At 64.1% G+C, this 22,893-nt stretch carries 19 protein-coding genes; 7 read left to right on the top strand and 12 right to left on the bottom strand.

The genetic code is table 11. From position 1 onward, the window contains the following. Positions 1-10: 10 nt before the first annotated feature. Positions 11-2,038 (bottom strand): protein translocase subunit SecD, encoded by a 2,028-nt coding sequence (secD, locus tag ACMFWR_RS17050; protein ID WP_413192773.1) that lies wholly within the window; start codon positions 2,036-2,038, stop codon positions 11-13. Positions 2,039-2,224: 186 nt separating this feature from the next. Next, the gene (gene yajC, locus ACMFWR_RS17045) at positions 2,225-2,491 is read right to left on the bottom strand and encodes a preprotein translocase subunit YajC (RefSeq protein ID WP_413194941.1); all 267 of its coding nucleotides are present in this window, start codon (positions 2,489-2,491) and stop codon (positions 2,225-2,227) included. Between the two features lie 458 nt (positions 2,492-2,949). Between yajC and ACMFWR_RS17040 the strand changes: the two genes are divergently transcribed. Then, positions 2,950-3,351, top strand: coding sequence for a hypothetical protein (locus ACMFWR_RS17040; protein WP_413192772.1), 402 nt, complete (start codon positions 2,950-2,952; stop codon positions 3,349-3,351). Positions 3,352-3,393: 42 nt separating this feature from the next. On the opposite strand, the gene tgt is transcribed toward ACMFWR_RS17040, so the two are convergent. Together tgt and queA are read right to left on the bottom strand one after the other, a co-directional pair. Further along, entirely contained in the window at positions 3,394-4,524 is a 1,131-nt protein-coding gene (gene tgt, locus ACMFWR_RS17035) for a tRNA guanosine(34) transglycosylase Tgt (protein ID WP_413192771.1), read from the bottom strand. Then, the gene (gene queA, locus ACMFWR_RS17030) at positions 4,517-5,590 is read right to left on the bottom strand and encodes a tRNA preQ1(34) S-adenosylmethionine ribosyltransferase-isomerase QueA (RefSeq protein ID WP_413192770.1); all 1,074 of its coding nucleotides are present in this window, start codon (positions 5,588-5,590) and stop codon (positions 4,517-4,519) included. The genes tgt and queA overlap by 8 nt, the downstream gene beginning before the upstream one ends. Positions 5,591-5,978: 388 nt before the next feature. Between queA and ACMFWR_RS17025 the strand changes: the two genes are divergently transcribed. The 5 genes from ACMFWR_RS17025 to ubiA all read left to right on the top strand — a co-directional run bounded on the left by ACMFWR_RS17025 (position 5,979) and on the right by ubiA (position 11,802). Next, positions 5,979-6,632 carry a hypothetical protein gene (locus ACMFWR_RS17025; RefSeq protein ID WP_413192769.1) on the top strand — a complete coding sequence of 218 codons (654 nt, stop codon included), beginning with the start codon at positions 5,979-5,981 and terminating at the stop codon, positions 6,630-6,632. A gap of 172 nt (positions 6,633-6,804) precedes the next feature. Further along, positions 6,805-9,102: an ATP-dependent DNA helicase RecG gene (gene recG, locus ACMFWR_RS17020; protein ID WP_413192768.1), complete on the top strand. Its 2,298-nt coding sequence runs from the start codon at positions 6,805-6,807 to the stop codon at positions 9,100-9,102. Between the two features lie 213 nt (positions 9,103-9,315). After that, positions 9,316-10,287: a LysR substrate-binding domain-containing protein gene (locus tag ACMFWR_RS17015; RefSeq protein ID WP_413192767.1), complete on the top strand. Its 972-nt coding sequence runs from the start codon at positions 9,316-9,318 to the stop codon at positions 10,285-10,287. Positions 10,288-10,381: 94 nt separating this feature from the next. Further along, positions 10,382-10,876 carry a Dps family protein gene (locus ACMFWR_RS17010; protein WP_413192766.1) on the top strand — a complete coding sequence of 165 codons (495 nt, stop codon included), beginning with the start codon at positions 10,382-10,384 and terminating at the stop codon, positions 10,874-10,876. A gap of 71 nt (positions 10,877-10,947) precedes the next feature. Further along, positions 10,948-11,802, top strand: coding sequence for a 4-hydroxybenzoate octaprenyltransferase (gene ubiA, locus ACMFWR_RS17005; protein ID WP_413194940.1), 855 nt, complete (start codon positions 10,948-10,950; stop codon positions 11,800-11,802). 91 nt (positions 11,803-11,893) lie between these two features. On the opposite strand, the gene proC is transcribed toward ubiA, so the two are convergent. From proC to ACMFWR_RS16975, 6 genes are all read right to left on the bottom strand, one after another. After that, positions 11,894-12,709, bottom strand: coding sequence for a pyrroline-5-carboxylate reductase (gene proC / locus ACMFWR_RS17000; protein WP_413192765.1), 816 nt, complete (start codon positions 12,707-12,709; stop codon positions 11,894-11,896). A 116-nt stretch (positions 12,710-12,825) separates the two neighbouring features. Further along, on the bottom strand, positions 12,826-13,527 hold the full coding sequence (locus ACMFWR_RS16995; RefSeq protein ID WP_413192764.1) for a YggS family pyridoxal phosphate-dependent enzyme: 702 nt from the start codon (positions 13,525-13,527) through the stop codon (positions 12,826-12,828). A 99-nt stretch (positions 13,528-13,626) separates the two neighbouring features. Beyond that, positions 13,627-14,862, bottom strand: a complete 1,236-nt coding sequence (gene glcF, locus ACMFWR_RS16990) for a glycolate oxidase subunit GlcF (RefSeq protein ID WP_413192763.1) — start codon at positions 14,860-14,862, stop codon at positions 13,627-13,629. A 47-nt stretch (positions 14,863-14,909) separates the two neighbouring features. Next, positions 14,910-16,019 (bottom strand): glycolate oxidase subunit GlcE, encoded by a 1,110-nt coding sequence (gene glcE, locus ACMFWR_RS16985; RefSeq protein ID WP_413192762.1) that lies wholly within the window; start codon positions 16,017-16,019, stop codon positions 14,910-14,912. Positions 16,020-16,022: 3 nt separating this feature from the next. Next, a complete protein-coding gene (locus ACMFWR_RS16980) occupies positions 16,023-17,534 on the bottom strand; it encodes an FAD-linked oxidase C-terminal domain-containing protein (RefSeq protein ID WP_413192761.1) in 1,512 nt (503 codons plus the stop codon). Further along, complete coding sequence (locus ACMFWR_RS16975; protein ID WP_413192760.1) at positions 17,531-18,958, bottom strand: FAD-binding oxidoreductase; 1,428 nt, start codon at positions 18,956-18,958, stop codon at positions 17,531-17,533. The genes ACMFWR_RS16980 and ACMFWR_RS16975 overlap by 4 nt, the downstream gene beginning before the upstream one ends. Before the next feature lie 186 nt (positions 18,959-19,144). Between ACMFWR_RS16975 and ACMFWR_RS16970 the strand changes: the two genes are divergently transcribed. Then, positions 19,145-19,696 carry a cob(I)yrinic acid a,c-diamide adenosyltransferase gene (locus ACMFWR_RS16970; RefSeq protein WP_413192759.1) on the top strand — a complete coding sequence of 184 codons (552 nt, stop codon included), beginning with the start codon at positions 19,145-19,147 and terminating at the stop codon, positions 19,694-19,696. A 60-nt stretch (positions 19,697-19,756) separates the two neighbouring features. Here the strand turns inward: ACMFWR_RS16970 and aroG are convergent, their stop codons facing one another. After that, a complete protein-coding gene (gene aroG, locus ACMFWR_RS16965; RefSeq protein WP_413192758.1) occupies positions 19,757-20,830 on the bottom strand; it encodes a 3-deoxy-7-phosphoheptulonate synthase AroG in 1,074 nt (357 codons plus the stop codon). Between the two features lie 570 nt (positions 20,831-21,400). Beyond that, positions 21,401-22,873: a metalloprotease TldD gene (gene tldD, locus ACMFWR_RS16960; RefSeq protein WP_413192757.1), complete on the bottom strand. Its 1,473-nt coding sequence runs from the start codon at positions 22,871-22,873 to the stop codon at positions 21,401-21,403. Positions 22,874-22,893 lie beyond the last annotated feature (20 nt).

Raw genomic sequence — 22,893 nt, 5'->3', positions numbered from 1 at the left:
AAGCTCCAGTTCAGCGCTTGGCGGTCGGGGCGCGCTTGGCGCCAACGGGCTTGGCCGTCGTCGCTTTAGCGCCGGTCGCGGACTTCGCCGCCGGTGTGCGCACCGGGCGATTCGCCGCATCGACGACTTCGTCGGCGACTTCCGTGCCGCCGTCATCGTCGACCAGATCGATCGAAGCCGTCGCACCGCCCGGCCGCCAGACTTGCCCGATGGCCAGCGACTTGAGCCGCTTCTTGCCGCCGTACCAGAAGTTCACGAGACCGCGCGAGAAGAACACGGCCGAGAACATCGACGTGAGAATCCCGATGCAGTGGACGATCGCGAAGCCGCGCACCGGGCCCGAGCCGAAGGCCAGCAGCGCCAGGCCGGCGATCAGGGTCGTGACGTTCGAGTCAAGAATGGTGCCCCATGCGTGCCGGAAGCCTTCCGAGATCGCGGTCTGCGGCGCGGCGCCGCGGCGCAGCTCTTCGCGGATCCGTTCGTTGATCAGCACGTTCGAGTCAATTGCCATACCGAGTGCAAGCGCGATAGCGGCGATACCCGGCAACGTCAGCGTTGCCTGCAGCATCGACAGGGTCGCGACGAGCAGCAGCAGGTTGACCGACAGCGCGATCACCGAGAATGCGCCGAACAGCAGGTAGTACGCGACCATGAAGATCGTGATCGCCGCAAAACCGTACTGAACCGAATCGAAGCCCTTGCGGATATTGTCCGCACCGAGGCTCGGTCCGATCGTGCGTTCTTCGATGATGTTCATCGGCGCGGCAAGCGAACCGGCGCGCAGCAGCAGCGCGAGATCGTTGGCCGCTTCGGTCGACGCCGCGCCCGTGATCTGGAAGTTTTCGCCGAGCTCCGACTGGATCGTCGCCACCGTCAGCACTTCGCCCGAGCCGCGCTCGAACAGCACGATCGCCATCGGCTTGCCGATGTTGTCGCGCGAGACGTCACGCAGGATGCGGCCACCCGCCGAATTCAGGCGGATCTTGACGGCAGGACGCTGGTGTTCGTCGAACGTCGCGCCGGCGTCGGTGATCTGGTCGCCCGTGAAGATGACCTGCTTGCGCAGCAGCACGGGCGCGCTGTTGCCTTGCGTGAACAGCTGGTCGCCCGGCGGAACCGGGTCGGTCGGCGACGGATGCAGACCGTTCGGATCGGCCAGACGCGCTTCGAGCGTGGCCGTACGGCCAATGATGCTCTTGGCCTTGGCCGTGTCCTGAACGCCCGGCAATTCGACGACGATGCGTTCGGGGCCTTGCTGCTGGATCACCGGTTCGGCGACGCCCAGTTCGTTGACGCGGTTATGCAGCGTCGACATGTTCTGCTTGAGCGCGTTGTCCTGCACCGTCTTGATCGCGGCCGGCGAGAACGTGCCGACCACTTGAGCGCCGCTCGCTGCAGGGCGCGTGGCCCACTGGAGTTCGGTCACGCGATCCGTCAGGACGCCGCGCGCCGTATCGGCAGTCGCGGTATCGGCGAAATCGATGACGACCGACTGGCCTTCGCGGTTCACGCCGCCGTCGCGGATTTCCTTGTCGCGCAGCGCATTGCGGGCATCGGTCGCATCGGCGTCGAGCCGCTTGGCGATCGCGCCGTTCATGTCGACTTCAAGCAGGAAGTGCACGCCACCGCGCAAGTCCAGACCCAGGTACATCGGCAGCGCATGCATGGCCGTCAGCCATTTCGGCGACTTGCTCTGCAGGTTCAGCGCAACCACGAAGGTCGGATCGTTCGGATCGGCATTGAGCGCCTTCGACACCACGTCACGCGCATGCAGCTGCTCGTCGGTGGTCGCGAGACGCACGCGCACGCTGGCCGAGGTCGAGCTGTTGTCGAACGTGATGTCGTTGGAATGGATCTGGGCCGCGCTCAGCGCGTCCTCGACCTTTTGCATCACGGAGGTGTCGACCTTCGCCGTCGCCTTGCCGCTCGACACCTGGATTGCCGGCGCTTCTCCGAAGAAGTTGGGCAGCGTGTAGAGCAGGCCGATGGCAAGCGCCACCAGCATGACGAGGTACTTCCAGAGGGGATAACGATTCATGGGAGGGCCCAACGAAAAATATCAGGGCGTGTAGTGGCCACGAAATTGACGCAAACGGCGGGCACTTGAACGCTCGAAAGGGCCAGGGCTGAAAACGCGGACGGCCGCGCAAGTGCGCGACCGCTGGTCAGATCACGTATCAGTCCCATCAGGCCGTTCTCGGACATCATGGCCCGGCAACGTGGCTCAGAGCGACTTGATCGTGCCCTTGGGCAGGATGGTCGTCACGGCCGCCTTCTGGACGGTGATTTCGACGCCGTCGGCCACTTCGACACCGACGTATGCTTCGCCAACCTTCGACACCTTGCCGACGACGCCGCCGTTCGTGATGACTTCGTCACCCTTGGCCATGGCAGCGAGCATGTTCCGGTGCTCTTTCTGGCGCTTCATCTGGGGCCGGATCATGATGAAGTAAAGCACCGCAAACATGAGCAGCAGCGGCAGGAACGTCATGAGGCTCGATTCGGCGCCACCACCACCCAGGACTTGCGCAGATGCGTTGGAAATAAACACTAAGGTCTCCGTCGACTGAAGCTGAAATTAGCCAGGCATTCTACCACTCCCGCCGGGGCGGAATTGGCAGGGGGACTCGTGTGAAACCCGGAGGGCGCGGTCACCGTAACACCTGACATGAGGATGTCAGCCGGGTGCGGCAGGTCATACGGACGCAGAGCGCAGAAACGTCAGCGGCCATCGATTGCATCGCTTTTTGAACGCGGGGAGCGTGGGTGATGGCGTTTCATGTCGGAAGGATGCGCGGGCCGCTTCGCGACGCGCTCCGCCGATCCGCTCGCGAAGCGCTTTTCTGGTTGCCAACGCTCATGCCATCTCTACACGCCGTTGCCGAACATGTCCGTTCTGCGTCACACCGGGCGCATGCGCCTCGTACCCCCTCACCGCGCCACCCGGCAGTGCAGCACGCCGCTCATGCGGCGGCGCCTCAGCAGCTGTCGGCGCTGCAGCTCGAACAGGGCGTCGTCACGCTGCCGCTTAGCGCAAGCAAGGCGGACCGGCCGATCCAGATTCCGTTCGAGGTTCCGCCCGGCAAGGTGTTTCTCGTGGCAGCGCTGAGTGGCGGCACTGGCGGCGCGATTCTGTCGATACAGCGGCCGGACGGAACATCCCTCGCTGCGGCTGAACGCGCCGGTCTCGACAACGGGACTTACAAGCTATACGCGTTCGACCTCCGCACGGCGGGACCCGGTGAAGCTAGCTCCCTTGTCGCGCAGATCAGCGTGACGCCCGGGACGAAGGGTTTTCGCAACGTCAAGCTGGCGATCAAGGCTGCCGGCTTCGGTGTTACGCGCGAATAGCGATGGGTGACGCGCGCTTGTGACCGATAACGCGCGCGTGTCTTACCCTGCGCCCCGCGCGCGGTCTGCATGGAAACGCTGGCGAAACGCGTCATACGCATGCGCCTCGATTGCCTGGCGGACCTCACCCATCAGTTCGAGGTAATAGTGCAGATTGTGAATCGTGTTCAGTTGTGCGCCGAGGATTTCGCCGACGCGGTGCAGGTGGTGCAGATAGCCGCGCGTGAAATTGCGGCATGTGTAGCACGAGCACGATTCGTCGAGCGGGCGCAGGCTCGACTTGTGGGACGCGTTCTTGATCTTGACGTCGCCGAACCGCGTGAAAAGCCAGCCATTGCGCGCGTTGCGGGTCGGCATCACGCAGTCGAACATATCCACGCCAAGGGCGACACCCTCGACGAGGTCTTCGGGGGTGCCGACGCCCATCAGATAGTGCGGCTTGTGAGCGGGGAGTTTCGGACCGATGTGCGAGAGCACGCGCATCATGTCTTCCTTCGGTTCGCCCACCGAAAGCCCGCCGATGGCTAAACCGTCGAAGCCGATGTCGGCGAGGCCGGCGAGCGACTCGTCGCGCAAGTCTTCGAACATACCGCCCTGCACGATGCCGAATAGGGCATTCGGGTTCTCGAGCTTGTTGAATTCATCGATCGACCGCTTGGCCCAGCGCATGGACATGCGCATCGACTCCGCGGCTTCCTTGTGACTTGTCGCCACGCCGTTGGTCGCATAGGGCGTGCATTCGTCGAACTGCATGACGATGTCCGAGTTGAGCACACGCTGGATCTGCATCGAGATCTCGGGCGACAGGAAGAGTCGATCACCGTTGATCGGCGATGCGAACGTCACGCCTTCTTCGCTGATTTTGCGCAGGTCGCCGAGGCTGAAGACCTGGAAGCCGCCCGAGTCGGTGAGGATCGGCTTCTTCCATCCCATCAGGCCATGCAGGCCGCCATGCGCGGCCATGATCTCGTTGCCCGGGCGCAGCCACAGGTGAAAGGTGTTGCCGAGGATGATCTGCGCACCGATCTCGTCGAGATCGCGCGGGGTCATCGCCTTGACCGTGCCGTAGGTACCCACGGGCATGAAGATCGGCGTTTCGATGACGCCGTGGTTCAGGGTCAGGCGGCCGCGGCGCGCGTTGCCGTCCGTCGTCAGGAGGTCGAATTTAAGCATGGTCGGGGGTCTGGGGTGCGCGGGTCAGCAGCATCGCGTCGCCATAGCTGAAAAAGCGGTAGCGGGCGTCGATCGCGTGCCGGTAGGCCGCGCGGATCGTGTCGTAGCCGGCAAAGGCCGACACGAGCATCAGCAGCGTCGACTTCGGCAAATGAAAGTTGGTGATCAGGCGATCGACGATATTGAACGAGTAGCCCGGCGTAATGAAGATATCCGTGTCGGCGCTGCCGGCGCGCAGGGTGCCGGCAGGCGCGCCGGCACGGATGGCGTCGCGCGCGGCCGCTTCGAGCGCGCGCATTGACGTGGTGCCGACGGCGATGACGCGGCCGCCCGCTTCACGCGTGGCGGCGACGGCGCTGACGAGCGTCGCGGGGATGTCGTACCACTCGGTGTGCATCTTGTGCTCGTCGAGCTTTTCGGTGCGCACCGGCTGGAAGGTCCCCGCCCCGACGTGCAGCGTGAGCGTGGCGCGCCGGACACCCGCCGCATCGAGCTTTGCGAGCATCGGATCGTCAAAGTGCAGACCGGCCGTTGGCGCCGCGACGGCGCCCGGGTTCGCGGCATAGACCGTCTGATAGCGAGTTTCGTCGTTCGTGTCGGCTTCGTGGGCGATGTACGGCGGCAGGGGCAAACGGCCGTACTGCTCGATCAGCGTGAGGCAGTCATCGGGAAACTCCAGCGTGAAGAACGGTTCGATGCGCGGACCGATCGTCACGTCGAATGCGTCGGCGAGCCGGATGGTGGTGCCTTCAACCGGGCTCTTGCTCGCACGGATTTGTGCAAGCGCGGTGCGCGGTCCCGTCAATCGCTCGATCAGGACCTCGATTTTGCCACCGCTCGCCTTGTGCCCGTGAAAGCGGGCTTTGAGCACTTTGGTGTCGTTGAATACGAGCAGGTCTCCGGGGCGGATGCACTCGAGCAAGTCGGAAAAATGGCGGTCGGTCAACCGGGCGTCGGATCCCGTGCCTTGCACGTCGAGCAGACGGCTCGCCGTGCGGTCGGCGAGCGCGGTCTGCGCGATCAGTTCGGGCGGCAGGTCGAAATCGAAATCGGAAAGCGTGTACATGCAGGAAGCAATCGGGTGCGTGCACCAATGAAGCAGTGCTGAGGACGCGAGACAAACCGCTATTGTAACGATGACGTTGCGCAAGGCGCGATTCGCCGGATTCTGAAAAAGTTCGTCCCCCATCCGGATCAGACTGGTCCTGACCAGCCGGGATGCGACGGAAGCGTCACCGATCATGTGACGTGAAAACCGCGCCTTGGTCGACACGCGGGCGCCGTTGTCCAGCACGAAGCAGCACGAGGGCCGGTGCCCACTTCGATGTTCGCTGCCAGGGAGATCGTCTATGTTGAGCTTGTTTTCCAGCGTGATTGGCGCCGTCGCTCGCGGGTATCAACCTCCTGCCTATGCGCCAGGAGTCCCGGGCGTCGCTGCGACGATCGCTGCAAATATGGTGCCGCGTCGGGCCGATGCGGCGTTACCAGGTTTCCTCGAAGACGTCGATGTGGGCGGCGAGGACGTCCAACCGACATGTGGACGGACACCGGCGGCGTCCGAGGCGCGCGCGCCTCGCGCCGATTCAGCCCGAACGAACGAAAAGCACTGTTTCGTGTCGATCGGCGATTTTGATGTGCCCCATCAAGAAGCAAGTGCACGGCAGTCAGAGCCATCGGACAGCAGCACGGAGCCATGGAACGACGACCGTTTCTGGTTCGACCGACATGAGGGGCTGAATACCTTCGGATACAAAGCTTCGATCGTGACGTCGGTGGGGATTAGCCGGGCCGATGTGCGCACGGGCCGCACGCGGTCCTTCGAATGCGCCGGGGGGCAGTTGTACCGGTTGCGCGTTCCGGTGCCGGACGGAGCCCGCGGTTATCTGCGCATCCGTGCGAATAGTCCGGGACATACTTTTGAGATGCAGGTCAGGACAGGCGGTGACGCATGCGAAGGGGTTCATCGGATCGTCGTTTGCGACCCCCTTCGATCGGGCGGCTATCAGTGCGAAATACTATTCGACGACGGTCAGGTGGACAATTCGGACTTCGTTATCGTCGAGCTGTTCTCGAAGACCGACGCGCGCATCGACTTCCGGGCGCAATAGCAAGGGGCGCATCGCCGCGCGACGGCGACTGCGTGAACGGGCACAGATTAGAATCGGGGTTCGCGACGACTCCGCATCGCGGCCGCGCGGGTACGACGCCCGCGCCCTGCGGAGTCCGGAACCCTGTCATTGTTCGACCCCTGTGCCCAAATCGCCTTCTGTGACTGCCGCGTTGACCGATTCGCCCAACGAGGACGATGTCGCGCCGGAGAACGACCGCGCCGGTTCGGCATCTCGCAAGCGTGGATCCCGAAAGGCTGAGCCGCGCGAGCGAGCGGCCGCGAAACCCGAGGCGCGCAAACCCGTTACGACTGCGGACAAGCTTGCGCGGATGGGCCTGGCGCGCGACATCGATTTCGCCTTGCATCTGCCCATGCGCTATGAGGACGAAACCGAACTCACGCCGATCGACGATCTGCTGCCCGGGCAGTCGGCGCAAGTCGAAGGCGTTGTCGTTGACAATGAGATCGCCTATCGTCCGCGCCGTCAGATGGTCGTCAAGATCGCGGATGACGCGCGCAACGAGCTGACCCTGCGTTTTCTCAATTTCTACGGCAGCCAGACCAAACAACTCGCTGTCGGCGTGCGGGTTCGCGCGCGCGGTGATGTGCGCGGCGGATTCTTCGGCATGGAGATGGTTCATCCGTCCTACCGGGTCGTTTCGGAAGGCGATCCGTTGCCGCAGTCGCTCACACCCGTCTATCCGAGTACGGCGGGCGTGCCGCAAGCCTATCTCCGCAAGGCGATCGACCGGGCGCTCGAGCGAACGTCGCTGCCCGAGATCCTTCCTGCGCCGATTGCGGCAGCCTATCTTGAGCCGATGCAGGTGCCGCAGCTTGCACAGGCCGTGCGCACCCTCCATCACCCGGGTGCGGACGAAAGCCAGAGTGCGCTCATGGATGGATCGCATCCGGCGTGGTTACGCATCAAATTCGATGAGTTGCTTGCTCAGCAACTGTCGCTGCAGCGCGCACACGCGGCCCGTCGGGCACGGTCTGCGCCGACGCTCGCTCGGCGTGTGGCAGACGCGCAGTCGCTCGTCGCGCGTTTCGAGCAAGCGCTGCCGTTTGCCCTGACCGGCGCCCAGCAGCGCGTGTGGGGCGAAATCGGAGCGGAACTGGAAGCTGCGCATCCGATGCAGCGGCTGCTCCAGGGCGATGTCGGGAGCGGTAAGACGATCGTCGCGGCACTCGCTGCCGCGCAGGCCATCGATGCGGGTTATCAAGCGGCGCTGATGGCGCCGACCGAAATCCTTGCTGAGCAGCACGCGCGTAAATTGCGCGCCTGGCTCGAGCCGCTCGGTGTCAGCGTCGCCTGGCTTGCGGGCAGCCTCAAGGCGCGCGACAAGCGCGCGGCCGTCGAGGCTGCGGCGAATGGCACGGCGCAACTCGTCATCGGCACGCATGCACTGGTGCAGGACACGGTCGAATTCGCCAGGCTCGGTCTTGTCATCGTCGACGAGCAGCACCGCTTCGGTGTGGCGCAGCGACTGGCGCTGCGTGGCAAGGCAAAAAAAGCGCGTGACGCGTCATCGGGCGACGCGGTGTCGCAGGTCGTCGATGTGCACGGCGAGCGCGTGCAGGGTGCCGTTCAGACGGATCGGCGCGACGAATCGTACGCCGACGCGCACCCTGATTCACACGCGTTTCAGCCGCATCAACTCATGATGAGCGCTACGCCGATTCCGCGCACGCTCGCCATGACGTACTACGCCGATCTCGACGTCTCCACGCTCGACGAGCTGCCGCCCGGCCGCACGCCGGTGCTCACCAAACTCGTGTCGGACGCGCGTCGTGACGAGGTCATCGCGCGCGTGCGCCAGGCCGCGTTGAGCGGACGCCAGGTCTACTGGGTGTGTCCGCTGATTGAAGAAAGCGAAGCGCTGCAACTTCAGACGGCCGTCGATACGCATGCGACGCTGGTGGCCGCGCTACCCGAGCTCGCGGTCGGCCTCGTTCACGGCAAGCTGGCGCCGGCCGAGAAGGCCGCCGTCATGTCCGGGTTTATTGAAAACCGGATCCAGCTGCTCGTTGCGACGACCGTCATCGAAGTGGGGGTCGACGTTCCGAATGCGTCGCTGATGGTCATCGAGCATGCCGAGCGCTTCGGCCTCGCGCAGCTCCACCAGTTGCGGGGTCGGGTCGGACGGGGCAGTGCCGCGTCGATCTGCGTGCTGATGTATGCAAACCCGTTGTCGCTGACCGCGCGTGCCCGCCTGTCGACCATGCGCGAGACGGCCGATGGTTTTGAAATCGCCCGTCGCGACCTCGAGATCCGTGGTCCGGGCGAGTTTCTGGGCGCACGGCAGTCGGGCGCCGCGATGCTGCGGTTTGCCGATATCAATGAAGACGGCTGGATGATTGAGCCTGCCCGCAGCGCCGCCGCCCGGCTGCTCAACGATTACCCACAGGCTGCCCAGGCGCATCTCGATCGCTGGCTGGGTGGCCGCGAACATTTTCTCAAGGCCTGACGTGATCGCGCCGCGTGTCGGGTCGGCCTGAGCGGCGAGCCGTCTGCGCGAGCGGAAGATCACCACGGCGGAGCCTCGCGCGGTCCCGGGCGCGCGCCGTTCCCTGGCATGACGCCACCGGCTTGAAAGCGCTTTGTGGTTTCGGCTTCTTGGCGAAGCCATCGGCAAGGTGTATAAGAGAGAAAATCTATCGAAGTGCCTTGCCGATAACCAATGACCCTTACCGAACTCAAATACATCGTCGCGGTGGCGCGGGAACGCCATTTCGGCCGCGCGGCGGAGGCGTGTTTTGTCAGCCAGCCGACGTTGTCCGTTGCGATCAAAAAGCTGGAAGACGAGCTGAACGTGCAGATTTTCGAACGCGGCACGAGTGAGGTCAGCGTCACCCCGGTGGGCGAGCAGATTGTGGCGCAGGCGCAGCGTGTGCTCGAGCAGACGCTCGCCATCAAGGAGATCGCGAAGCAGGGCAAGGATCCTCTGGTCGGTGCGCTCCGTCTGGGCGTTATTTATACGATCGGACCGTATCTGCTGCCGACGCTGGTCAAGCAAATGATTGACACGGTCCCGCAGATGCCATTGATGCTCCAGGAAAACTACACGCTGAAGCTGATCGAACTGCTCAAGCAGGGTGAGATCGACGCTGCGATCATGGCCTTGCCGTTCCCTGAAACGGGTCTGATGGTGCGGCCGCTGTACGACGAGCCTTTTGTGGTCGCCGTACCGGCGGGCCACCGGTGGGAAGACCGGGACTACGTCGACGCCGACGATCTCAAGCAGGAAACGATGCTGCTGCTGGGCTCCGGACATTGCTTCCGCGACCATGTGATCGGCGTGTGCCCGGAACTCATGCGCTTCTCGCAGAATTCCGACGGTATCCAGAAGACGTTCGAGGGCTCATCGCTCGAAACGATCCGGCATATGGTCGCGAGCGGCGTGGGCATTACCGTGCTGCCACGGACGTCGTTGCCGCAGATCGGCGCGATGACCGATGGCGCCGCCGCAAACACGGACGCCGGACTGCTGCGTTACGTGCCGTTCCGCGAACCCGTGCCGGATCGCCGTGTCGTGCTGGTCTGGCGCAAGAGTTTCACGCGCCAGAAAGCGATCGACGCTATTTTTGACGCCGTCATGGCGTGCACCATTCCGGGCGTGAAGCGCCTCGATCTGCCGGCGAACGTCAATTAGTCTGTTCGCAGGACTTGCCAGCGCCGGGTCGCGGCACGCCCGGTGCTTCGGCTACACTAGGCACCCACGCCACACATCGCTCCAAGGAGTCATCATGGCCAAAAAAGAAACAGGCAGCCCGTCGATCAACATCGGTATCAACGACAAGGACCGCAAGAAGATCGCCGAGGGCCTGAGCCGTCTGCTTGCAGACACCTACACGCTGTACCTGAAGACGCATAATTTCCATTGGAACGTCACAGGCCCGATGTTCAATACGCTGCATCTGATGTTCGAAGGGCAGTACAACGAACTCGCGCTCGCCGTGGATTCGATCGCGGAACGCATTCGTGCGCTGGGCTTCCCGGCACCGGGTACGTACAAGGAATTCGCCAAGTTGTCGTCGATCCCCGAAGCAGAGGGCGTGCCCTCGGCTGAAGACATGATCCGTCAGCTCGTCGAAGGTCACGAAGCCGTCACGCGCACGGCGCGTGCAACGTTCCCGGAGACCGACGCGGCCGCCGACGAACCGAGCGCCGATTTGCTCACGCAACGCATGCAGACGCACGAAAAGACGGCGTGGATGCTGCGTTCGCTGCTCGCTGCCTGACCGGATTGAATTAAAAAACGCCCCGCGCCAGCGGGGCGTCTCGCATCTGACGGACCATGAGTACTGTTTCTTTGACTGACCGGATTCCGCTGTATCTGCGCCTGATCCGGATGGACAAGCCCATCGGCAGCCTGCTGCTGCTGTGGCCCACGCTAAATGCGCTGTGGATCGCCTCGCACGGCCATCCGCCGGTCAGCATTCTCTTGATCTTTGTCGTTGGCACCGTGCTGATGCGCTCGGCTGGCTGCGCGATCAACGACTACGCCGATCGCGACTTCGACCTTCACGTGCGCCGCACGGCGCAGCGCCCGCTGACATCGGGACGCATCCGCGCGTGGGAGGCCGTGACAATCGCGCTCGTGCTGTCTTTTATTTCTTTTTTATTGATTCAGCCGCTCAACGGATTGACCAAATGGCTATCGGTCGTCGCGTTGTTCGTGGCGGGCAGCTACCCGTTCATGAAGCGGTTTTTCGCGATTCCGCAGGCTTACCTGGGCATCGCGTTCGGCTTTGGCATTCCGATGGGATTCGCGGCGGTACAGGACACCGTGCCTGCGCTTGCGTGGATCATGTTGCTTGCCAATATCTTCTGGTCGGTGGCCTACGACACGGAATATGCGATGGTCGATCGGGAAGACGATCTCAAGATCGGCATCCGGACATCGGCCATCACCTTCGGGCGTTTCGACGTGCTCGCGATCATGCTGTGCTACGCCGCGGTGTTTGCGATCTACGCCGGCATTGGCGTCGTGCTGCACTTCACCTGGCCGTTCTGGCTCGGCCTGGCCGGCGCGATTGCTTGCGCGATCGTGCATTACCGGATGATCCGCACGCGTGACCCGAAGGCGTGCTTTGCCGCGTTTCGCCATAACAACTGGCTCGGCGGCATTCTGTTCGCCGGGCTCGCAGCACAATACTGGTTCTAGGCGCAGCGCGTCGCTCAGGCGATACGCCGCTCCGCTGTGGACTGACCCCGGAAACCGCTCCGGGGTCGACTCATCCCGACAGGGCAGTCGATCAGCCCTGACCGAATTCCTCACCCATCTCATAGGCACGCTGCCGCGCGGCGGACGTGCCTTTGACGATCGCCTCGGCGATGCCCGACTCCATGAACGAGGCGATGGCGGCTGCAGTCGTGCCGCCCTTGGATGTCACGCGCTCGCGCAGCAGGCTCAGCGATTCCTCGGACTGCGCGGCAAGCTGAGCGGCGCCCGTAAAGGTGCCGACCGCAAGGCGCCGCGCTTCTTCGGGCGGAAAGCCCAGATTCTGCGCGGCCGTCGCGAGTGCTTCCATGAAATAGAACACGTAGGCCGGGCCGCTGCCCGACAGCGCCGTGATGCTGTCGATTTCGGCTTCGTTGTTGCACCACACGACCTCGCCGACGGCTTCGAGCACCTGTTCGGCCAGCATCCGTCCGTCGTGGTTGACGGTCGGCGAGGCCAGCAGACCCGTCACGCCGAGTCCGACGAGCGCCGGCGTATTCGGCATGGCGCGCACGATGCGGGCGTGATCGCCAAGCCAGCGCGCGACATCGGTCGAGCGCACGCCTGCGGCGATGCTGATGACGAGCTGGCGTTCGACGATAAACGGCCGGACTGCGGTTGCGGCCTCCTTGAGCGTCTGCGGCTTGACCGCGATGACGATCGCGTCATAGTCGGCGAGCTTGCCCGAGGCCGCCTCGCCGGTGACGATGCGGAACGTCTTTTCAAGCCGGTCGCGCGTTTCGGCGACCGGATCGACCGCATAGAGGTAGCCTGCCGGAGTGCCCTGCTTAATCAATCCGCCGATAAGCGCGGTAGCCATATTGCCGCCACCGATGAATGCGATTTTCATGGTTGAACGTGGTTGCCTGAGTGTGCTTGATTGAGTGTGTATCGGTGCGTGTTAGTGCACGCTAGTGCGCGTCACCGTGTGCAAGGGTAGTGCGTTGCGTCTGCCGGGCGATGACATCAGTGTGCTGCATAGTCGCGCACGCCAAAAATCGCCGTGCCGATTCGCACGATCGTGGCCCCTTCGAGCACCGCCGCCTCGAGATCCGACGACATGCCCATCGACAGCGTGTCGAGCGCGTGCCCATCGGCGCGCAGTTGTTCGAACAGCTCGCGCAGCGCGCGATGTGGCACGCGTTGCGCTTCGATCGTGTCTGCCGGCTCAGGGATGGCCATCAGCCCGCGCAGCGTGAGGTGCGGCAGCATCGCGATCGATTTCGCGACGGACCGCACCTCGTCGGCAGCCAGTCCGCTTTTGGTGGACTCGCCGCTGGTGTTGACCTGGATACAGATATTGAGCGGTCCCAGCGCTTCGGGCCGCTGTGCCGACAAGCGCTCGGCGATCTTGAGCCGGTCGACCGAGTGAACCCAGTCGAAACGCTCGGCGATCGGCCGCGTCTTGTTGCTCTGCACGGGACCGATGAAATGCCACGTCGTCGCCGTGCGGATATCCGTGAGGCTGTCCAGTTTCTGCAAGGCTTCCTGCAGGTAGCTTTCACCGAAGATTGTCTGGCCGTGCTCGTAGGCCTCGCGAACTGCCTCGGCCGGGAACGTCTTGGACACGGCCATCAATGCGACGGACGACGCCGGGCGATGGGCAGCGGAGGCCGCCTGCGCAATGCGCTCGCGGACGGTATCGAGTTGGGAAGCGATGTCGGACATGAAAGCACTGCAAAAAGGCAAACGCGCGGGCACCGCCCGCCGCGGGATCCATCGGTCATTGACGCAAATTATACGGGGCGCGTGACGCACCGGCCCACGTCAACTCACGATGCGATCGACCAGTTCGATCCAGTGCATGACCGGCGTCGACGTGCCGCTTTGCAGATGTGCGATGCAACCGACGTTGCCCGAAAGAATGGCCTGAGGCTCGGTGGCCGACAGCTTGCTGAGCTTCTGGTCGCGCAGCCGGTACGACAAGCCCGGCTGCAGAATCGAGTAGGTACCGGCCGAGCCGCAGCACAGATGGCTGTCGGCGGGTAGCCTGACCTCGAGACCGAGTCCCGCGAGCAGGTTCTCGACGCTGCCGCGTATCTGCTGGCCATGCTGAAGCGTGCAGGGCGGATGGTAGGCAACGACATGAAGTTCGCGGCGGGCGCCGCGTTCCGCGACACGTTCGGCGAGCTCGCTTTCGAACGCTGGGAGGATCTCGCAGACATCTCGCGTGAGTTCGCTCACGCGCCGCGCCTTCGCCGCGTATTCCGGATCGCTACGCAGCAGATGGCCGTACTCGCGCACCGTCGCGCCGCATCCCGATGCGTTCATGACGATTCCCTCGATACCGGCTTCGATATACGGCCACCATGCGTCGATGTTGCGCCGCATATCGTCGAGGGCCTCGGCCTCGTAGTTCAGATGCAACCGCAATGCGCCGCAGCAACCCGCGGCGGGCGCGCTGACGAGCTGGATGCCGAGCGCATCGAATACGCGCGCCGTCGCGTTGTTCACATTGGGCATCATTGCCGGCTGCACGCAGCCGTCGAGCATCAGCATCTTGCGTGAATGCGAGCGCGTCGGACGGATGCCCGCATCGCGCCGCGCGGGCAGCTTGTCGCGCAGTTTGCGCGGCAGCACCCGCCTGAAGTTGAGGCCGACGCGATAGACCGTGCCGAACAGCGAAGGCTGCGGCAGAAAACTCGCGAGCGTGCGTCGAAGCGCGCGTTGCGCGAACGTGCGCGGCACCATCTCCTCGACATGCTTGCGTCCGATTTCGACGAGGCGCCCGTACTGCACGCCCGACGGGCAGGTCGATTCGCAGCTTCGGCACGTGAGACAACGGTCGAGATGCTGCTGTGTGCTGCGTGTGACCGGGGCGCCCTCGACCATCTGCTTGATCAGGTAGATCCGGCCGCGCGGCCCGTCGAGCTCATCGCCGAGCAGCTGATACGTCGGGCACGTCGCCGTGCAGAAGCCGCAATGCACACATTTGCGCAGAATCCGGTCGGCTTCGTCGCCGTCGGGGGTCATGCGAATGAATTCGGCCAGGTTCGTTTGCATGGATCGATATGGGTTTCGTCTCGCGTGCCGCGGGTGGGCGACGACGATCAGAAGTCGGGGTAAAGACGGCCGCGATTGAAGATATTCGCGGGATCGAAGGTCTGCTTGAGCCGCCGGTGAATCGCCATGAGCGGCGGCGCGAGGGGCGTGAACACACCGACGCGCTTGTCGCCGCCGCGGAACAGCGTGGCGTGTCCGCCGGCCTGACGCGCGCTTGCGCGCAGCTGATGCGGATCGGCATCGGTCACCCACCACCGCTGGGCGCAGCCCCATTCCATCAGACGCTGGCCCTGTAGCATCGCCGGTTCGGCAATCGGGGGGACGGCGATGCGCCACAGGCCGCAACCGTCGGGGATATCCGCGAAGTAGGGATCGGTCTGCTCGCGCAAGCCATCCCAGAAGCGGGTCGCCTCGACAGCGTCGACGGCTTCGCCGCCGAGCGTGCTGCGTGCCGATTTGATGGCCGCTTCGGCGCCCGACAAGCGGATCGCCATCACGCCATTGCGCCACGCCGTCGCGGAAATGGGCAGCGGGCGGCCGGCCCATTCATTGATCTTGCGAACGGCGTCGCTCGCGCTGCAATCGAACTTGAGCGTCGTCTCGGCGACGCTCACGGGCAGCACTTTGATCGACACTTCGAGAATCAGCCCGAGGGTGCCCAGCGAACCGGCCATCAGTCGCGCGACGTCATAACCGGCGACGTTCTTCATGACGCGACCGCCGAAATTGAGGCGCTGGCCGTGGCCGTCGAAAATCGATGCGCCGAGCACGAAGTCGCGCACGGCGCCGGCGAACGGGCGTCGCGGTCCGGCAAGTCCGGCCGCCACGACGCCGCCGATCGTCGCCCGCTGGCTGCCGGCGAGATGCGCGAAGTGAGGCGGCTCGAACGGCAGCATCTGCTGATGGCTCGCGAGCACCTGTTCGATTTCGGCAAGCGGCGTGCCGCAGCGGGCGGTGATCACGAGCTCGGCGGGGTCGTATTCGATGATGCCCGTGTACGCACGCGTGTCGAGCACGTCGCCCGTGACGGCCTGTCCATACCAGTCTTTCGTGCCGCCGCCGCGGATGCGCAGCGGTGTGCGCTGGGCCGTCGCAGTCGTGATTTGCGAGCGAAAGGTGTCGAGCACATTCCCCTCGGGGATCCGGGAGCGTTCCATGTTTCAGAACCTCGGCAGGTCGGGAAACGGCAACTGGCCACGCACGATGTGCATCTTGCCGTAGTCGGCACATCGTGCCCGCGTCGGGATCGCCTTGTCGGGGTTCAACAGGCTGTCCGGATCGAATGCGCGCTTCACGCCGAAGAACGCTTCACGCTCCTCGGACGAGAACTGCACGCACATCGAGTTGATTTTTTCGATCCCCACGCCGTGTTCGCCGGTAATGGTGCCGCCGAGTTCGACGCAGGCTTCAAGAATGTCGGCACCGAACGCTTCGGCGCGGTGCCACTCGTCGAGATCGTTGCCGTTGAACAGAATCAGCGGATGCATATTGCCGTCGCCCGCGTGAAATACATTCATGCAGCGCAACTGATAACGCGCTTCCATCTCCGCAATGCGCTTGAGCAGCAGACCGATGCTTCGCCGCGGAATGGTGCCGTCCATGCAGTAGTAATCGGGCGAAATACGGCCCGCTGCGGGGAACGCATTTTTGCGCCCGGACCAGAACCGGAGCCGCTCGGGCTCGGAGCGTGACACCTGGATGCGTGTCGCGCCGTGTGCCCGGAGCACGGTCGTCATGCGTTCGACCTCTTCGGCGACTTCCTCGGGCGTACCGTCCGACTCGCACAGCAGGATCGCCTGGGCGTCGATATCGTATCCGGCCTCGACGAACTCCTCGACGGCACGCGTCGCCGGCTTGTCCATCATTTCAAGCCCGGCCGGAATCAGTCCTGCGGCAATGATCGCGGCGACCGCTTCTCCGCCTTTTTCGACATCGTCGAAGCTCGCCATGATGACCTGTGCGGTTTGCGGCTTCGGAATCAGCCGGACCGTGACTTCCGTCACGACCGCGAACATGCCCTCGCTGCCGATCAGCACGGCGAGCAGATCGAGGCCCGGCGAGTCCGGTGCCAGCGATCCGAATTCGACGATCTCACCTTCCATCGTGACCGCGCGCACGCGCAGCACGTTGTGCACGGTGAGTCCGTATTTGAGGCAGTGCACGCCGCCCGAATTTTCGGCGACGTTTCCCCCGATCGTGCAGGCAATCTGCGACGAGGGGTCCGGCGCGTAGTAGAGGCCGAACGGCGCGGCGACCTCGGAGATCTGCAGATTGCGCACGCCCGGCTGGACGGTCACCGTTCGGGCATACGGGTCGACTTCGACGATGCTGCGCAGCCGTGCAAGCGACAGCACGAGACCATTCTTCATCGGCATGGCACCCCCGGACAGGCCGGTGCCTGCTCCGCGCGGCACGACCGGGACTTTGAGCCGATGACACACTTGCAGGATGCGCTGCACCTGAACTTCGTTTTCGGGCAGCGCAACCGCGAGCGGCATCCGCCGGTAAGCGGCGAGTCCGTCGCATTCGTAGGGGATCGTGTCTTCGCTTCGATGCAGCAACACGCGCGATGGCACGACGCTGGACAGCGCCGCCACCAGTTCGCGCTGACGCGCTTCGAACGCGTCCTGGCTCAACTCGGCCGCGGCGGGCGCGGCAGTCTCGCTGTTCATGATGTTTCGCGCTCGAGAGTAAACATCTTGCCCGGGTTCATGAGGTTCGCGGGATCGAGCGCGAGCTTGATCGCGCGCATGACGTCGAGTGCGTCTTCACCGTGTTCCTCGCGCATAAAGCCCATCTTGTGCAAGCCCACGCCGTGTTCGCCCGTGCAGGTGCCGCCGAGCGACAGCGCGCGGCGCACGATCAGGTGGTTGAGCCGTTCGGCTTCCTCGAATTCTTCGGGCCGGGTCGGGTCGACGAGAATCGCCACGTGGAAATTGCCGTCGCCGACATGCCCGACGATCGGGCAGGGCAACGGTGACGTCGCGAGATCCGCTTCCGTACCTGCAATGCACTCGGCGAGCTGGGAAATCGGCACGCAGACATCGGTCGTGATCGCCCGGCTGCCCGGCTTGAGCTGAAGCATCGCGAAGTACGCGTTGTGTCGGGCGTTCCACAGACGGCTACGGTCTTCGGGATGGGTCGCCCATTCGAATTGTTCGCCGTGATGCTCTGCGGCAATCTGGCCGACGAGCGCGGCCTGTTCAGCGACGCTCGCTTCGCTGCCGTGAAATTCGAAGAACAGCTGGGGGGCTTCCTTGAGCGTCAGATGCGCATACTGATTGAGTGAGCGCGCCGCGAGCGCGTCGACGAACTCGACGCGGGCGATCGGCACGCCGAGCTGGATCGTCTGGATCACGGCGTTGACGGCGTCGACCATGCCCGGGAATGTGCAGCGTGCGGCCGACACGGCTTCCGGCAAGGGGTGCAGTCGCACCGTGACTTCGGTGATCACGCCGAGCGTGCCTTCCGAGCCGACGAACAGGCGTGTGAGATCGTAACCGGCCGATGACTTGCGCGCGCGCGTGCCGGTGCGGATCATCCGGCCGTCGGCGAGCGCGACTTGCAGACCCAGCACGTTTTCCCGCATGGTGCCGTAACGCACGGCATTCGTGCCCGATGCGCGCGTCGCGCACATGCCGCCGAGACTGGCATCGGCGCCCGGATCGATCGGGAAGAACAGCCCGGTGTCGCGCAGCGCCTCGTTGAGCTGCTTACGCGTGACGCCGGGTTCGACCGTCGCGACGAGATCCTTCGCATCGATCGAGAGGATGCGGTTCATCCGCGACAGGTCGATCGAAATACCGCCTCGAACAGCGAGCACATGCCCCTCGAGAGACGAGCCGACGCCGAACGGGATCACGGGCACCTGGTATTGCGCGCAGAGCGCCAGGGTGCGCGCGACTTCATCGGTTCGCTCGGCGAACACGACTGCATCGGGCCATTGCGGCTCGAATGCCGATTCGTCGCGCCCATGTTGCGCACGCATCGCATCGGTGATCGACAGGCGATCGCCGAAGACGTCTTGCAACGCGGCCAGCAACGCCGCGGGCAGGGCGGCGCGCCCGACCGTTGCCGGGGGTGCGGGGTGATTCACTGCTGCCTCCTCCCGTGCCGAAATCCAACGGGACAGTGTGATCGCTTGATTGCGATTTTCATTGTGCGGCATGCCAAAGCATGCGCGGTTCAAGCGATTCTACTGCCGAATAGCCGATCAGGGCGCGCACCGTGCAGGTTCTATAATGGCCGCGCGTCGGCTTGACGCGGCAGCGGAGGAGCAGTAATGGGGAATCGGTTGAGCAAGATCGCGACACGTGTCGGCGATGACGGGTCGACGGGCCTGGGCGATGGCTCGCGCGTGAGCAAGGCGGGCGCCCGGATTGCTGCGATCGGCGATGTCGACGAACTGAACTCGACGCTCGGCGTGCTGCTCTGCGAAACCTTGCCCGATGAAGTGCGCGCGGCGCTGACACGCATTCAGCACGATCTGTTTGATCTGGGCGGCGAGCTTTGCATGCCCGGGCAATCGGTATTGCGCGATGCGCAAGTCGAGCAGCTCGACGCGTGGCTCGAACAGTACAACGCCACGCTGCCCCCGCTCGCGGAATTCATTCTCCCGGGCGGCGCACGCACGGCCGCGCTGGCGCATGTGTGCCGCACGGTGTGCCGGCGCGCGGAGCGATCTGTCGTGACGCTGGACACACAAGAGGCCGTCGAGCCGCATGCGCGCCAGTATCTGAACCGGCTGTCCGACCTGTTGTTCGTTCTCTCCCGCGTGCTCAACCGGGCCGCAGGCGTCACGGACGTGCTCTGGCTCAACGAGCACCGGCGCTAAATTCTGACGCAGGTTGCGGGGGCTTCTTCACAGCCCCCCGCACCGGTGGCACCGTACCGCTCAGTTGCCGCGGCCGCTCTTGACGCGTCGCTGACGCACCGATTCGGCGAGGCCTTCGAGGACCGGCACCGTCTCGTCCCACGAAATGCACGCATCGGTGATGCTCTGCCCATAGGTGAGCGCGCAGCCTTCGACGAGATCCTGACGTCCCGGGACCAGATGCGACTCGATCATCACACCGATGATCCGGTCGTCTCCGCCGGCGATCTGGCGGCCGATGTCTTCGCAGACCGGGATCTGGTTTTCGTGCTTTTTCTGGCTGTTCGCGTGGCTCGCATCGATCATGAGGCGTGCGGCAAGCCCTGACTTGCCGATGTCCGCGCAGGCTGCGTCGACGCTGGCCGCATCGAAGTTCGGCGCCTTGCCGCCGCGCAGGATGATGTGGCAATCCTCGTTGCCCGACGTCGACACGATTGCCGAGTGCCCGCCCTTCGTCACGGACAGGAAATGGTGCGGCTGCGAGGCAGCCTTGATCGCGTCGACGGCGATCTTCACGTTGCCGTCCGTGCCGTTCTTGAACCCGACCGGGCATGACAAGCCCGAGGCCAGTTCGCGATGCACCTGAGACTCGGTCGTGCGCGCGCCGATCGCTCCCCACGAGATCAGATCGGCAATGTATTGCGGGCTGATCATGTCCAGGTATTCGGTCGCGGCCGGGAGTCCGAGTTCATTGATCCCGACGAGCAATTCGCGCGCGGTGCGCAGGCCGTCGTTGATCTTGAAGCTGTTGTCGAGGTGCGGGTCGTTGATCAAGCCCTTCCAGCCGACCGTCGTGCGCGGCTTTTCGAAGTACACGCGCATGACCACCTCAAGCTCGCCGGCCAGCTTCTTGCGGGTTTCGGCGAGGCGCGCCGCGTACTCGAGCGCAGCCTTCGGGTCATGAATCGAGCAGGGACCGACGATCACGACGAGTCGGTCGTCCATGCCGTGGAGGATCCGGTGAATCGCGTTGCGCGCCGTGTAGATCAGCTCGGCCGATTCATCGCGGCAGGGCAGTTCGCGGATCAGGTGCGAGGGGGGCGTGAGTTCCTTCAATTCGCGGATGCGAACGTCATCGGTATTGTGCGGAATCATCGGTGTTCTCCTTGTTGTGCCATCGGGATCCGCTACGCAGTTGCCGCTGACAGGTTCGTTCAGTGAGAGTGTTAAAAAATCCGGGCATAAAAAAACCGCCAGACTCGCTGGCGGTTTTTTCGGTGTTGGTTGCTTTCAGTTCAGCAGCGACCCTCTCCATCCGCCAGCGGTGCGAGAAACGCATAAAACCAAAAGTAAAAGCGGCTGGCGAACATGGACGGGTGCTTGGCTAAAAATGAAGCGGATTCCGCTTTATACCGGCCGAAAGCGCATTATGCAAGTGTCGGCCGATCATATTGCGCGCAATGTGCGTGACTTAAACCAATCGTGCAAATAGTCTGCGCGGCAAATTCTTCGCTATCAGGCCGCGTCACCGGTAATTCGAGACTATCGCGTGGCAGAGCCGGCGTGGCTTTGCGGAGAGTCGATGCGGCGCGGTCCACCGAATCCGTCGCGCGGAAACCCCATATTGGAGATGCAGGATATCCGCGCGGCTGCAAATCGACCCTCGTGACCGGACTCAGGCGAGAACGCGCTCAAGCCCGGTCGCGGGCTTCCTTTGCGAGCTTCTTACTGCGCCGTGCCACCGACCGTCATCTGATCGATGCGCAGCGTCGGCTGGCCGACGCCGACCGGCACGCTCTGACCTTCCTTGCCACAGACGCCGACGCCCGTATCGAGCGCCATGTCGTTGCCGATCATGCTCACGTACTTGAGCGACTCGGGTCCGTTGCCGATCAGCGTTGCGCCCTTAACCGGATAGGTGATCTTGCCGTCTTCGATCATGTAGGCCTCCGAGGCCGAAAACACGAACTTGCCGTTCGTGATGTCGACCTGCCCACCGCCAAAGTTGACCGCATAGAGCCCGTTCTTGACCGACGCGATGATTTCCTGCGGATCCTTGTCGCCGCTGAGCATGTAGGTGTTCGTCATGCGCGGCATCGGCAGTGCGGCATACGATTCGCGGCGCGCATTGCCCGTCACGGGCACCTTCATCAGGCGGGCATTCAGCGAATCCTGGATATAGCCCTTGAGCACGCCGTCTTCGATCAGGGTCGTGCACTGGGTCGGGTTGCCTTCGTCGTCGATATTGAGCGAGCCGCGCCGATTCGGCAGCGTGCCGTCGTCGACCACCGTCACGCCCCGCGCGGCAACGCGCTCACCAACGCGGCCGGCAAACGCCGACGAGCCCTTGCGGTTGAAATCGCCTTCGAGACCGTGACCGATTGCTTCGTGCAGCAGCACGCCGGGCCATCCCGGTCCGAGCACGACGGTCATGCCGCCGGCCGGCGCCGGGCGCGCATCGAGATTGACGAGCGCGCCGCGCACGGCGTCGTCGACATAGCGTTCGATGAGCTCGTCAGTGAAGTAGCCGTAGTCATAGCGACCGCCGCCGCCGCCGCTGCCGATCTCGCGGCGGCCGTTCTGCTCGGCGATCACCGTGACCGACAGGCGCACGAGCGGGCGGATGTCCGCCGCAAGCGCACCGTCGCTGCGTGCAACGAGCACCACGTCATATTCGCCGGCGAGGCCCGCCATGACCTGCTTGATGCGCGGATCGCGCTTGCGTGCAATCGCCTCGACACGCTCGAGCAGCGCCACCTTCTGGGTCGCGTCGAGCGACGCAAGCGGGTCGGCCTGCAGGTAGAGATCGCGCCCCGAGACACCGCGCAGGGCGCTCGCGACCTTGACGCGCGTCTTGCCCGAACCGCCGTCGCGCCCGATCGCGCGCGTGGCGTGCGCGGCCTGACGCAGCGCTTCGGCCGACAGATCGTCCGAGTACGCAAATGCGGTCCGGTCGCCGGCGACGGCTCGCACGCCCACGCCCTGGTCGATCGAAAAACTGCCCGACTTGACGATGCCTTCTTCGAGGCTCCACGCCTCGCTGCGTGTCGCCTGGAAGTACAGGTCCGCGTAGTCGACGCGGTGCGTGAAGATGTCGCCGAGCGTGCGCAGCAGCAAGGCTTCGTCGAGTCCGTACGGCGTCAGCAGCACGTCTTTGGCAATGGCGAGGTTCTGAATTCCAGGTTCGATGATCTTCATGCGCAGCTATGAAATGATGT

It is taken from the genome of Pararobbsia alpina, from assembly GCF_965118125.1.
Classification (GTDB): Bacteria; Pseudomonadota; Gammaproteobacteria; order Burkholderiales; family Burkholderiaceae; genus Pararobbsia; species Pararobbsia alpina_A.
Note: the sequence above shows the minus strand (reverse complement) of the source record. Positions and strands in the feature narration are given on the sequence as shown.